This window comes from Mucilaginibacter phenanthrenivorans (genome assembly GCF_024721155.1).
GTDB classification, from domain to species: Bacteria; Bacteroidota; Bacteroidia; order Sphingobacteriales; family Sphingobacteriaceae; genus Mucilaginibacter; species Mucilaginibacter phenanthrenivorans.
Genome location: NZ_JAHVAP010000003.1, coordinates 564,404 through 578,637, shown reverse-complemented (window position 1 = coordinate 578,637; position 14,234 = coordinate 564,404). Strand labels below are relative to the sequence as shown.

Below are 14,234 nucleotides of genomic sequence, written 5' to 3'. Positions count from 1 at the left end.
TAAGGGTTATCCGTTTTTAATGACCGGGTAAACCTTTAATGCTTCGCTTTATCGATGGCTTGCCATCAAAAAGTCGCTTTTGTTAACAAAACGCCAATTGCTGGAAAATTAGGCTTTAGCAGGTTAGTTACACATGTTAACATTGATGTTTGCTAATAATATGAGTTCAAAAAAAGCCCTGTCGTTTGTTTGGTTTTATCGCATAAGTGGGTTACTGGTTGTTTTGGGGTTTTGCGGTTGCAGTTCAAATTCTTTAAAGAACGAAAGAGCTTCGGATACCTTATTCAAACTTTTATCGCCCGCGCAAACAAACATCAGCTTCAGCAACGATTTAACAGAGGGGCTAAACACCAATGTGCTGATGTACGAATATTTTTACAACGGAGGCGGGGTGGCCGTTGGCGATGTAAATGGCGACGGACTCCAGGATATATATTTTACCGGAAACATGACCGATAACAAGCTGTATTTGAACCAGGGTAGAATGCAGTTTAAGGACATAACAGCCGAAGCCGGAGTGGCCGGACGCCCCGGACCCTGGAAAACGGGTGTGACCATGGTTGACATCAATGGTGATGGTAAACTGGATATCTACGTTTGCTATTCGGGAAAATTAAGGCCCGAAAAGAGAGTAAACCAGTTGCTTATAAACCAGGGGAACGATAGCCAGGGCGTACCGCAATTTAAGGAGATGGCGGCAGATTACGGGCTTGATTTCGCGTCATCCAGCACACAGGCTTATTTTTTTGATTATGACAGGGATGGCGATCTTGATCTGCTCCTGGTTAACCACAACCCGAAACGGATCAGCAGCCTTGACGATATATCAGTTAAGGACTTAATGAACAAGCCAGACAGTGAAACAGGCATCAGAATGTTCAGGAATGATAACGGACATTTTACCGATGTGACCGCAAAATCAGGAATAATAAATACTTCATTGTCATATGGTTTGAGCGCCGGCATTGCCGATGTTAACGGTGACGGCTGGCCGGATATTTATATTTCCAATGACTATAGTGTGCCCGACAGGCTTTACTCGAACAACGGCGATGGCACGTTTTCGGATAAGCTTCCTCAACAGATAGGGCACACGTCGCTATACTCGATGGGCGACGATATTGCCGATATCAATAATGACGGGCTGCCGGATATCTTTACGCTCGATATGCTTCCGGAGGACAATAAAAGACAAAAACTATTATTTGGAGGCGATAATTACGAATCATTCGCCCTGAATTTACGCTCCGGTTTTTATTACCAGTATATGCGTAATATGCTGCACGTAAATAATGGCAATAATACCTTTAGTGAAATTGGCCAGGTTTCGGGCATCTCCAATACGGATTGGAGTTGGGCGCCCCTATTTGCAGATTACGATAACGATGGCTGGAAGGACCTGTTTGTGACCAATGGTTTTACCCGCGATTACACCAATATGGATTTCCTGAAGTTTATGGGAGATAATCTTCGGGACCGAAGCGTAATGCGACAGGACCTGCTCAATATTGTTAGCAAGATGCCATCATCGGAGGTAGAAAGTTATTTTTTCAGGAACAATGGCAACCTGACCTTTACCAACACAAGTGCCGCCTGGGGAATAGATCAACCCTCAAACAGCAACGGTGCGGCATATGCGGATCTGAACAATGACGGAAACCTTGACGTAGTGGTTAATAACATTAACAAGCCTGCCTTTGTCTATAAAAACCGGGGAACCACCCAAAACAAAAATCATTATTTGGAGATCGATCTAAAGGGTGCCGATAAAAATACCCAGGGAATAGGAGCTAAGGTGATTATTTATAGTGGAAGTAAAAAACAATACCTGGAGCAAATGCCTACCCGGGGTTACCAGTCGAGTGTATCGCCGGTGTTGCATTTCGGTTTGGGGACTGATAAGGGGATTGATTCGCTGCGGGTGATCTGGCAGCGGGGCAAAACCCAATTGCTGCGAAATATACAGGGAGACAAGAAAATCAGCTTAAATGAAAAAGACGCCACTGGTGATTATAAAAAGCCTGAAGCTTCAGCGTCCTTGTTCGCAGAGGCAAAATCGCCGGTAGCTTATAGCAGTGTGCAAAACACAACCAACGATTTTAAACGTCAGCCGTTATTGGTGAACCCGCTATCGTTCTCCGGGCCATGTGTGATAAAGGGGGACGTGAACGGCGATGGACTGGAGGATGTATTTGTGGGTGGAGAAAACGGCAAGGCAGGAAGCTTGTATATCCAGCAAAAGAATAAAAACTTTATTTTAAAGCCGGAGGCTGCTTTTGAAGCCGACAAGAAAAGTACGGATGCAGCCGCGGTTTTCGTTGATATAAACGGAGATGGCAAGCCAGATCTGTACGTGTGTTCAGGCGGGTATGGCGATTACCTGCCCGGCGATCCGTTATTACAGGACCGGCTTTACATCAACGATGGCAAGGGGAGTTTTACCAAATTGAAGGATGCATTGCCGCACATGTTAAGCAGTAAAGGCTGTGTAAAGGCGGCGGATATAAACGGCGACGGTTATCCCGACCTTTTTGTGGGAGGCAGGGTAGTGCCGGGCCGTTACCCCGAAACACCTGAAAGTTACATCCTGATCAACGATGGCAAAGGGCATTTTACCGATCAAACCGCCAAATATAACCCGGCATTAAAAAACATAGGCATGGTAACCGATGCTGCCTGGGTAGATATGAACGGCGATAAAAAGCCCGACCTGGTTGTTGTTGGAGAATGGATGCCAATAACTGTTTTTGAAAACAGCAACGGAAGGCTTGTTGACGCTACCGCCAAATATTTTGACAAAAAATACGCCGGCTGGTGGAACTGCCTGCAGGTGAGCGACATTAACCACGACGGACATCCTGATCTTGTTGTTGGTAACCTGGGCTTAAATTCGCAATGTAAGGCCTCAGATCAGGAGCCCGCCGAGATGTATTATAAGGATTTTGATGACAATGGTTCGGTCGATCCGATATTGTGTTTTTACATTCAGCATAAAAGCTATCCCAGCGTAACCCGTGATGAACTGCTGGACCAGATCAGCATGATGCGCTCCCGTTTTCCGGATTATAAAAGCTATGCAGATGCTACTATAAACGAGATATTTACTCCCCAGGAAATGCAGGGGGCAAAGCACTTGTCTGCAAACATCTTGTCAACGGTTTTATTCATTAGTGACGGTCATGGTAAACTGCACCAGGCAGCCCTGCCATTACAAGCGCAATACTCGCCGGTATTTACCATAACCACACTGGATTATGACGGGGATGGAAACGATGACCTCTTACTGTGTGGCAACATGAACCACGCACGCATCCACTTTGGAAAATACGATGCCAATTATGGCATATTACTAAAAGGGGATGGCAAGGGTAAATTCACCTATGTAGATCAGCAGCGATCGGGCTTTAAGCTGACAGGGGATGTGAGGAGCGTACTGAATATCAACAATACCTTACTTTTTGGTATTAACGGGCAAGGGGTATCAGCCTATAAAAAGCGGTAAACAAATGAAAAAAATCTATTTTATCCTGCTGGTAATCTCTTGTAAATTAACATTTTGCCACCAAAATCGGCAAAATGTATCACTGAGCAGTGCGGATATCGGTAAGGTGATCCACCAGATGACCTCGTTGTGTCGGAAAATGATAGCGGCACCCTCAACATGCATGGCGTGTTAAATCGATACCCGGTGATTACTAAACAAAAGCAATTAACCGGATACAGTTATGAGCTAGCGGCAGTGTTAGCCATGTATAAAACAGCCGAAAAACTACAGCCATCGGGTAGTAACTTAATATTAAAGAATGAGCAAAAGGCTAATCTGCCTTAAAACTTTCAGAATAAATTAGAAAATCACCTGATAACTTTTACACCTGCAATCGCCAAGGTCATAAACGGCAATGATATGTTGTGCCGATAAAACAAATAAGAGGGGCAATATCGATAAAAATGCGTTTTAAGCCTGATTTCAGCATTTTCTGCTCAATTACCCCCGTTCAATTGCAGAGTTTGCCCCTAACACATCTCTTGAAAATCTTCCAATTTAGCCTTTCAATAAACCAATTGAAGCCGACGGCGCTAAAACATCAAATACATTGAAGCCTGAGTAATCGTAATTTTTACTTTTCTCATCAGTGAATTATATTTTTTCCGCTCATCGGTGAAATTTTAAACCAATTAATAAATTATATGAAATCAACATTACAAATTGTGAGTTCCCCTCACGGGAAAAAATTTCCCGGTCGTTTATTTCTGCTAACCGGTATGCTTATCGCCTGCTGGATAGCATTCGTACAGCCCTCATCGGCGTCTGTTAAGGCCACTGCCTCAAAGCAAATATCCAATGTGCAGGTAACCGGAAGGGTAACTGATGAGAAAGGTCTTGCACTTCCAGGTGTGAGTGTGTCATTAAAGGGCACCAGCATTGGAGGTGTTACTGATGTAACCGGTAATTTCTCCATCAATGTGCCGGATGCTGCATCCGGTGTGCTGGTATTCACCTATGTTGGCTACCTGACCCAGGAAGTAAGCTTAGCAGGGCGCACAACAGTAAATATTAGCCTTAAGGAGGATTCAAGGTCGCTGAATGAAGTTGTTGTGGTTGGTTACGGAACGCAAAAGAAGGCTACCTTAACCGGCTCTATTTCGGTGATCAAGGGCGGCGACCTGGTTAAAAGCCCCGAGCCGGATCTTTCCAATTCATTTGCGGGCCGCGTGTCGGGTGTTATTGCCAATAACACTTCGGGCGAACCCGGTTATGATGGTTCAGGTATTTTAATAAGAGGGCTGGCAACCACAGGTAGCAACAATGTACTGGTGGTTGTTGACGGTGTGCCCGGCCAAATTGGGGGACTTGAGCGCCTTGATCCAAACGACGTTGAAAGTGTCTCGGTTTTGAAGGACGGTACTGCTGCTATTTATGGTAACAGGGCGGCAAACGGTGTAATTTTAATTACCACAAAACATGGTAAAGCAGGCAAGCCAACCATTACATATAGCTTTAACCAGGGCTTCGATTCGCCTACACGTTTGCCAAAATTGGCAGATGCAGCTACCTATGCGCAGATAGTTAATGACATCAGTTACTATGATTCACCTACTAACGGGCATAACTATGTATACAGCGCCGCCCAGATCCAAAAATTTAAAGATGGATCAGACCCGGTTAATTATCCTAACACGGATTGGGAAAAACTAACCCTAAAAAATGTGGCCCTCCAAAATCAGAATAGTTTAACACTATCAGGCGGATCTGACGATGTGAAATATTTTACTTCGGTAGGCACGGTATACCAAGATGGGCTTTATAAAAATGGCGCGACCAATTACCATCAATATAACTTCAGGTCTAATATAGACGCGAATGTTACCAAAGGATTTAAAGTCGGCTTATCATTGTCGGGCCGGGAAGAAGACAGGCAGTATCCGATCACCGGTGCCGGTACTATCTTCCGTACAATTTACAGGTCATATCCAACCTCGGCCGGTTTTTATCCTAATGGATTGCCTACAGCAGGAATTGACCAGGAAAACCCTGCGTTAATTGGAACCAGTATTGGAGGAACTAATGTGAATCCGAGATTAACGTTTAATGGCATTTTAAAGGCCAGCTATGAGATCCCGGGAGTTACCGGCTTATCAATTGATGGCTTTTATTCCGTAGATAAATCAGGAGCTGCTGACAAGGCTTTTTCTGTTCCTTATAGTGTTTATACCTATAACAAAGCTACCGATATCTACACGCCAAGTATTGAAGGCGGCGGACCAAATGGGCTGGCTTCACTTTATCAGTCCCAGCTTAATCAGTCCTTGATAACTGAAAATATAAAATTGAACTATGCAAGGCGATTTGGCAAGCATGATGTAAACGCCTTTGTAGGTTATGAGCAAAGCAAAAATACGTACAGCTTCTTTTGGGCACAGAAAAATGATTTCCCAACAACTCTTACTCCTGAGCTATCAGACGGTGGAACTGCCGCTGCAGATGCCACAAATGGCGGGAGCAGCAGCGACAATAACGGAAATTTTGATTACAACCGCCGGAGCGTAATTAGCAGGCTGGCCTATAATTATGATGAAAAGTACCTGTTGGAAGGGCAGTTTAGGGCTGACGGATCTTCTTTATTTGCACCAGGCCATCAATGGGGTTACTTCCCTTCAATATCTGCAGGTTACAGAATTTCAAAGGAAAACTGGTTTGCTGGCAATGTGAAGTTTATAAATGATCTGAAGATCAGGGCCTCATACGGCGTTTTAGGTGATGATATTATTTCGCCATTCCAATACTTTGATAACTTTTCGTTAGTGAACGTCGCCGTGACGGACAACGGTAGCGGAGCTGCAGTTCAGCCGGGTATTAATTTAACCAAGCTTGCAAATCCGGATATTACCTGGGAAACTGCGAAAAAAACCGATATAGGTATCAATGCGGTGTTTTTAAATAACTTTACCTTAGAGGCCATTTATTTTAAACAGGTTAGGTCAAACATCCTGGGTTATAAAAATGCTTCTATTCCGGCAACCTCGGGCATCGTAAACCCATATAACGGCAATCTAGTGCCTGCTCAAAATATTGACAAGGTGAACAGCAATGGTTTTGAAGCTACATTGGGCTATAATCATCCCGGTAAATTTACCTGGGGGATCTCAGGAAACATCACCTACGCGAAGAGCAAGATCATTTATACCGACGAAGCAGTTGGTACCCTTCCTTATCAATCAAAAATAGGCGGGCCATTAAATAATTACCTGTTGTACAATGCAATCGGGATTTTTAGAACCCAGGCACAACTGGATGCAACACCCCATGTACCCGGTGCGATAGTTGGTGATTTGATATACCAGGATTATAACAAGGACGGCAAGATTACGGCTGCCGACCAGGTAAGGACTAAATACGGGAACATTCCACAAATTGTTTATGGCTTTAACTTCAACGCAGGTTATAAGAATTTCGATTTGTCGGTATTATTCGCTGGCCAGGCAGAAGTAAGCCAATATGTGCTGCCTGAATCAGGTACAATTGGTAACTATTACAGCTCCTGGGCCAATAATGCCTGGAGCCCATCTAATCCCAACGGAACTTATCCCCGTGTATCAGACAGGGCTTCGGACGCCGTAAGCGGTGGTTCGTTTCCAAGTACTTTTTGGCTGAACAACGCTGCCTTTTTAAGGCTTAAGAATGCGCAATTAGGTTACACACTTCCACAATCAGCAACGTCATTGCTGCATATTTCATCGCTTAGGGTGTTTGTAGGCGGGTTTAACCTGTTCACACTTACCAAAGTGAAGGATTATGACCCGGAGGGAACCAGCGGTTCAGCGCAGTTTTATCCTCAGCAAAAAATTATCAATGTAGGCGTAAATGTTAAATTATAAAATTTATACAATGAAGTTCATAAAAAAATTATCCTGCTGTTTGGTCCTTTTTGGACTGCTATTTTCAGCTTGTAAGAAAGATTTTCTTGTGGTTAACCCGACAGATAGGTTAACAAATGCATCCATTACAACCGATACCTCGTTATTCGAATCCTATGTAATAAACAGGTACCTGGGGGAACAGGTGGGCCAGAATGAGGGCGAAGGATCGCCTCCGGGTTTTGGACGGGGCTTTGAATATGCTATGGCAAGTTCTGTTACCGATGAGTCGATGTACAATACCGATAATGGCTCGTGGTTAATTGAGCAAGGACAGATGGCCGCGAACAATACAGGCTTTTTAGGTACGTTATGGGCCCGCAGTTATGGAGGCATACGCGACTGTAATTACGCATTGAGTGTTATTAAAAGCATTAATATGAGCGCGGCTCACAAAACCAGGCTAATAGGTGAACTGGAATTTATCCGGGCATACAGATACCAGGATTTGATCCGTAACTATGGCAAAATTGTCCTGGTTGGCGACCAGGTTACCCAGTTAACTGATAACATGCAAAACCCGGCGCTTTTTGCGCAGGTAAGCATCCAGGCGTCTATTGCCTACGCCACAGCCCAGCTTGATGACGCGGCAGCAAAACTGCCTTTGAATAATAGTTCCACATGGGCGTTGGGACGCGCTACAAAGGGTGCTGCTCTGGCACTTAAATCAAGGTTGTTGCTGTATGCGGCCAGCCCTTTATATGCTGCGGGTACCTGGGCGGACGCCGCTGCCGCTGCCAAGGTGGTGATGGATATGGGAAAATATACCTTATCTCAAAATGGATATTCGCAATTGTTCTTATCTCCTAACGACAATGAGATCATTTTTGAGCGCTTATTTGTACCAAACGTTGCCCCGCATGTTCGCATGGAAATATCAAACGGCCCTAATGGCTATGATGGCTGGGCCGGGAATACGCCGTTCCAAAACCTGGTAGATGATTATGAAATGGACAATGGTAAGGCGATCACCGATCCGGCATCAGGGTATGATCCGCAAAATCCTTATGTGAAGCGCGATCCCCGTTTTTACGCCACCATCCTTTATAATGGGGCTCCATACAGAGGTAGCACAGTGCAGGTATTCCTGCCCGGTGGAAAGGATAGCAACCAGGGACCATCAAACTGGAACGCCAGCCAAACAGGATATTACCTGAAGAAATTCATGAACGACAGCTATCCGATTGATAACCCGTGGAGCGTAGCGGGAGGACAGCCGTGGATCTATATGAGGTATGCTGAAATACTGCTTAACTATGCCGAGGCACAAAATGAAGCCGCTGGCCCGGATGGGACTGTTTATGCGGCCGTTAATAGTATCAGGGCAAGAGCTTCTGTAAATATGCCGCCGTTACCCGGTGGGCTATCAAAAGATGATATGCGGACAGCTATCCAAAATGAAAGACGAATAGAACTTGCGTTTGAAGAACACCGTTTTTACGATGTTCGCAGATGGAAAATTGCCATGCAAACAGAGAACGTGCCGGCTTACGGCATTAGCGTAACTGTTAACCCGGCAAACCCATCAGGTTATACTTACACCAGGAAGGTATCCCTGGCTAACCGTTCCTTTCTGCCGCAACATTACTGGCTGCCTATACCTTTAGCCGAAATCCAGGCATCAGGCGGACAGCTTAAACAAAACACAGGGTATAATTAATAAACCCTTAATCATTACATAGTCATAAGGTAGCTCATTTGAGCTACCTTATGACTATGTTTTTATCCACCTACTGTTAAACAACTCCAAATGACTGGAAGAACGTTTTTTTTTATTTTATGTGCCGGTTTTTTTTTGATAAGCTGTAAAAAAGAGGCTGCCCAAAAAAGTACGACGTCAGTAGTAACCACGGACACGACAACGACGATAGCCGGGACATTACCGTTTGTGCCGGCCGATTCACTCCGGGGTGTTAACTGGGCTTGCGATGGTGATAATTTCAGCGATGGTATATTGGTATTAAGCGGTTTAACATCGGCAGATAGTTATGCTACCGTGCGTGCCAAAGCAACTGTTATCCTTTCGGGCATTCAGGCTAATACCGGTGCCAACACCGTGAGGATCCCGGTTAACTACTTTACGGTATCAACCAGCTGGTGGAACGCTTATGCCGGCGTGATTGACGCCGCTACCGGTAAAGGAATGAATGTAATATTGGGCTGCTGGGAGGGCGTTGCTGCCAAAGATGGTAAAATAGACAACGTTGACCAATTTTTTTCGATGTGGCAAATTATTGTAAAAAAGTATAGCAGTAACCCGCATGTTTTTTTTGAGATATTTAATGAGCCCCATGGTTATTCGCTTAGCGACTGGGCGGCGATTTGCGCAAATTGGCTGAATAAAAATCCTGCTGCGTCGCAAACTCACGTCCTTGTTGACGGCACTTCTTATGCCCAGGACATTACTGGTGTGGGTGCTGACAGCCGTTTAACGAAGTGTTTATTATCAATTCACGACTATGCATTTTTTAGTGATGGCTCCCTTAAAACTGCTGCCCAATGGGAAAACAGGTTAAAAACTAACGTAGGCAGCTATGGCAGCCGGGCAGTACTCACCGAATTTGGCGACGTTATGAACAACGGCACTGACTATACAGGGGCAATAAATGGGAGTGCCGATATAGCCTCCATACTAGGGCTAACCAACGAAGTGCGGGCTTTAGGAATGGGCTCGGTTTACTGGCCGGGAATCCGTACTGGTGATAGCTATGCTATTCAATCGCTCGGTGGAACTGCCGCCAGCCCAACGGTAATAGTTACCAACGCCTCGGGTATTAGCCGTTTAAAGTATGCATGGGGAATAGGCGCAGGTGGTACGGATGTTTTTTATACAGGAGCTTATTACCGCTTGCTTAATTTAAACAGCGGCGATGCAATGGATGTAAATGGCTCCTCAACTTTGACCGGGGCCAGTGTTATTCAATGGCCGCAAAATGGCGGCAATAACCAGCAATGGATAATTACCGATAATGGCGGCGGTTATTATAAGATAACTAACCGTAACAGCGGATACGCGCTCGATGTTAACGGTGCTTCAACTGCAACAGGCACTCCCGTAATCCAATCCGCATGGGTTGGGGGTAACAACCAGCAGTGGCAGCTTACAAAGGTTTCAACCGGTGTTTACAAAGTAACTAACCGCAACAGCGGTCTTACGCTTGATGTAACGGGCGCTTCAACAACCAGTGGGGCTGCGCTTATACAGTCGACATGGAGTAGTGTAACAAATCAGCAATGGCAAATTGTACAACAATAAATAAAACACAGTACGGTAACCCCGGAAAACAAACTGATTACCGTACTTTTAAGCTATTATGATAACAATTTCTACCATAAAAAAAGTTATCCCAGCATCAGCACTATTATTGCTATGCGTTATTTCTGCGAAAAGTCAGCCGGCAACGGTTTCAGTAAATATCGACTTGTCAAAAACCTATCAGCGCATAGATAATTTTGGTGCATCGGATGCCTGGTCATGCCAGTTCATCGGCAAATGGCCGGGAGAAAAAAAAGAGAAGATAGCTGATCTCTTTTTTAGCAGGGATACACTTGCAGACGGTTCGCCGAAGGGGATTGCGTTGTCATTATGGCGATTTAATATAGGAGCAGGCAGTTCAGCCCGGGCTGATCAGAGCGGGATTAAGGACGAGTGGCGCAGGGCGGAATCATTTTTAAATAGTGATGGCACATATAACTGGCAAAGCCAGGCGGGGCAAATGTGGTTTTTGTCGGCGGCAAAAAAACGTGGTGTTGATCAATTTTTAGGTTTTGTAAACAGTCCGCCGGTAAACCTGACAATTAATGGCAAGGCTTATGCCGATTCGGGAAGATCGAATATAGCTGCTGATAAATACTCCGCCTTTGCAGATTATCTTTCCACGGTTGAAAAGGGGATAAAAAAACTGAGCGGTATTACCCTGGCTTATATTAGCCCGGTTAATGAGCCTCAATGGGCTTGGAGTGATGGGGGCCAGGAGGGGTGCCCATATACCAATAGCGAAATTGCCGGCCTGGTAAGAAGTATTGATGCAAGCTTTTCAAAAAAATCTGTTCCGTCGAAAGTAGTGATAGCCGAGGCCGGTAGCCTCGCTTACCTGTTTTCGGCTGTTGGTAAATCCGCTAAGGGAAATCAGATCAACGATTTTTTTAAACAGGGCTCAACCAACTACATCGGTGACCTGAAGAGCGTAAAAAAAACCATCTTAGGGCACAGCTACTTTACTACTTCGCCTATTTCATCAGCCATAAAAACACGACAATTGCTTGCACAAAATGTTAATGATATTAATGAGTTATCATTCTGGCAATCGGAATACTGTATACTTGGCGATAACGCAGGTGAAATTAACGGGAACAAGCGCGACCTTGGCATCGACGCAGCCTTGTACCTGGCAAAGGTTATCCATACAGATTTAACAGCGGCTAATGCATCTGCCTGGCAATGGTGGACGGCCATTTCAGCATATGATTATAAGGATGGGCTTATTTATGTAGATAAAAATAAAACCGATGGAAATTACTATGTCAGCAAAATGCTATGGGCTATGGGAAATTACAGCAGGTTCATCAGGCCGGGAGCAATAAGGGTTGACGCAAATATTATGGAAGAGTCGCCGCTTAAAAGCTCATTGCTTATTTCGGCCTTTAAAAACGGGAAGAATTTTACAGTGGTGGTTATTAACAACAACACCGAAAATGTAAATATCAGGCTGAATATGGGGAATAGTAAGCTTACAAACACAAAGGTGTTTACTACGTCTGCATCAGCAGATCTTCATGCAGAAGCCCCGGCCGATGCAAATAGTGCAGTTTCGGTTATGGGCAGATCAATTACCACCATAACGGCGCTTATTAAATAGGAGATATACACGCTCATGAAAAATAAAAAAACCTATATCTTTTACTTGTTTATCATCTTAAACCGGCAAGCGTTCAATTAACTATTCAGTAATACTTTATCACATATACGCACTACATAACATGACTATTAAAAAAGCACTGCTACTATCTTTTATTCTATTCTCACATATTTGTCTCAAAGCGCAAAAAGTAACGCATTCTTTTACTTTGAGCGATTCGTCCTTTATGTTGGATGGCAAGCCGTTCCAGATGATTTCCGGCGAAATGCATTATCCCCGTGTACCCCGGGAGGCGTGGCGGGCACGTATGAAGATGGCGAAGGCAATGGGACTTAATACGATAGGGACCTACGTATTTTGGAATTTGCATGAACCCCAGAAGGGTAAGTTTGATTTCAGCGGGAATAATGATGTTGCTGAATTTGTTAAAATAGCAAAGGAGGAAGGCTTATGGGTAATACTAAGGCCCAGTCCATATGTTTGCGCCGAATGGGAATTTGGTGGCTATCCGTACTGGCTGCAAAATGAAAGGGGATTGGTGGTGCGCAGTAAGGAAGAAAAGTATCTTAAGGAATACGAAACCTATATCAAAGAAGTAGGCCGGCAACTTGCGCCATTACAGGTTAACCATGGCGGAAATATTTTAATGATACAAATTGAAAACGAATATGGGTCATACGGCGGCGATAAGGACTATTTGAAAATAAATCAGCGGTTATTTAAGGAAGCCGGTTTTGACGGGCTACTATATACCTGCGATCCGCCGGAGGCGATTGCAAACGGGCACTTACCCGGTTTGCTGGCAGCTGTTAACGGTATTGATAATCCGGGACGAGTAAAGAAGATCATCCGTGAAAATCATGGTGGGAAAGGGCCCTTTTATGTTGCCGAGTGGTACCCGGCCTGGTTTGATTGGTGGGGGACTGCACACCACACCGTACCTGCCGAAAATTACACAGGCAGATTGGATAGTGTGTTATCCGCAGGCATTTCAATTAACATGTACATGTTTCACGGAGGCACAACACGCGGTTTTATGAACGGCGCTAATTATGATGATAAACACCCTTTTGAGCCCCAGATTAGCAGTTACGATTATGATGCACCGCTGGATGAAGCAGGAAATGCAACCCATAAGTTTATGTTGTTCCGGAAGGTGATCGCCAAACATTTACCTGTCGGGATGACCTTGCCACCGATACCTGCCGCCAAGCCAACTATCGCGATAAATAATATCAAGCTGAATGAATCGGCCGGGATCCTGGATATTTTACCAAAGCCTGTACTAAACAAAACACCTTTAACTTTTGAGGCGCTGAACCAGGATTATGGGTTTGTATTATACCATACCACTGTAACCGGCGGCAAAACTGGCATACTTAAGCTTAACGAACTGCGTGATTATGCGGTGATAATGGTAAATGGCAAGCGTGTTGGCGTACTTGATCGCCGGCATAAGCAGGACAGCATCAAACTAACTTTGCCGGTAGGCAAGGTGAGGTTAGATCTCCTGGTTGAAAATTTAGGACGCATCAACTTCGGGCCATATCTTCTTAAAAACAAAAAGGGTATAACAGAAAGTGTGGTGTTTAATGGCAAGGTTATTTATAACTGGGCCATGTATAGTTTGCCATTTAACCGGGTTAGTGGCATCGCGTTCAAACCCGCAAAAGCAGTAAACTCCCCTGTAGTGAAAAAAGGCACCTTTACCCTTTCGAAAGTTGCGGATACCTATTTGAATATGGAAGGTTGGGGAAAGGGCGTGGTTTGGGTAAATGGGCATAATTTGGGCAGGTACTGGTCAACAGGCCCGCAGCAAACGCTTTATTTACCGGCCGAGTGGTTAAAAAAGGGACGGAACGATATTGTTGTGCTTGAACTGCTGAAGAGCGATGTAAATAGCTTAAATGGTAGTAAAACGCCTGTATTAAACAAATTGCAATAAGCTGGGACAGGCAA

Annotated in this window: 7 protein-coding genes; all 7 read left to right on the top strand. The window is 44.6% G+C overall.

Annotation, left to right across the window (positions count from 1 at the left end):
* Positions 1 to 160: 160 nt before the first annotated feature.
* The 7 genes from KXD93_RS08970 to KXD93_RS08940 all read left to right on the top strand — a co-directional run bounded on the left by KXD93_RS08970 (position 161) and on the right by KXD93_RS08940 (position 14,220).
* The gene (locus KXD93_RS08970) at positions 161 to 3,502 is read left to right on the top strand and encodes a VCBS repeat-containing protein (protein ID WP_258136690.1); all 3,342 of its coding nucleotides are present in this window, start codon (positions 161 to 163) and stop codon (positions 3,500 to 3,502) included.
* Between the two features lie 186 nt (positions 3,503 to 3,688).
* Positions 3,689 to 3,829: a hypothetical protein gene (locus KXD93_RS08965; RefSeq protein WP_258136689.1), complete on the top strand. Its 141-nt coding sequence runs from the start codon at positions 3,689 to 3,691 to the stop codon at positions 3,827 to 3,829.
* A gap of 359 nt (positions 3,830 to 4,188) precedes the next feature.
* Positions 4,189 to 7,377 (top strand): SusC/RagA family TonB-linked outer membrane protein, encoded by a 3,189-nt coding sequence (locus tag KXD93_RS08960; protein ID WP_258136688.1) that lies wholly within the window; start codon positions 4,189 to 4,191, stop codon positions 7,375 to 7,377.
* A gap of 10 nt (positions 7,378 to 7,387) precedes the next feature.
* On the top strand, positions 7,388 to 9,076 hold the full coding sequence (locus KXD93_RS08955; protein WP_258136686.1) for a RagB/SusD family nutrient uptake outer membrane protein: 1,689 nt from the start codon (positions 7,388 to 7,390) through the stop codon (positions 9,074 to 9,076).
* Positions 9,077 to 9,166: 90 nt separating this feature from the next.
* The gene (locus KXD93_RS08950; protein WP_258136685.1) at positions 9,167 to 10,672 is read left to right on the top strand and encodes an RICIN domain-containing protein; all 1,506 of its coding nucleotides are present in this window, start codon (positions 9,167 to 9,169) and stop codon (positions 10,670 to 10,672) included.
* Positions 10,673 to 10,730: 58 nt separating this feature from the next.
* Positions 10,731 to 12,275 (top strand): glycoside hydrolase, encoded by a 1,545-nt coding sequence (locus KXD93_RS08945; protein WP_258136684.1) that lies wholly within the window; start codon positions 10,731 to 10,733, stop codon positions 12,273 to 12,275.
* Between the two features lie 121 nt (positions 12,276 to 12,396).
* Positions 12,397 to 14,220 (top strand): glycoside hydrolase family 35 protein, encoded by a 1,824-nt coding sequence (locus tag KXD93_RS08940; protein ID WP_258136683.1) that lies wholly within the window; start codon positions 12,397 to 12,399, stop codon positions 14,218 to 14,220.
* The last annotated feature ends 14 nt before the right edge of the window (positions 14,221 to 14,234 follow it).

Excerpts from the sequence above, each read along its gene's own strand:
- KXD93_RS08970 (WP_258136690.1), top strand. The coding sequence starts at position 161 with ATGAGTTCAAAAAAAGCCCTGTCGTTTGTTTGGTTTTATCGCATAAGT.
- KXD93_RS08960 (WP_258136688.1), top strand. The coding sequence starts at position 4,189 with ATGAAATCAACATTACAAATTGTGAGTTCCCCTCACGGGAAAAAATTT.
- KXD93_RS08955 (WP_258136686.1), top strand. The coding sequence starts at position 7,388 with ATGAAGTTCATAAAAAAATTATCCTGCTGTTTGGTCCTTTTTGGACTG.
- KXD93_RS08950 (WP_258136685.1), top strand. The coding sequence starts at position 9,167 with ATGACTGGAAGAACGTTTTTTTTTATTTTATGTGCCGGTTTTTTTTTG.
- KXD93_RS08945 (WP_258136684.1), top strand. The coding sequence starts at position 10,731 with ATGATAACAATTTCTACCATAAAAAAAGTTATCCCAGCATCAGCACTA.
- KXD93_RS08940 (WP_258136683.1), top strand. The coding sequence starts at position 12,397 with ATGACTATTAAAAAAGCACTGCTACTATCTTTTATTCTATTCTCACAT.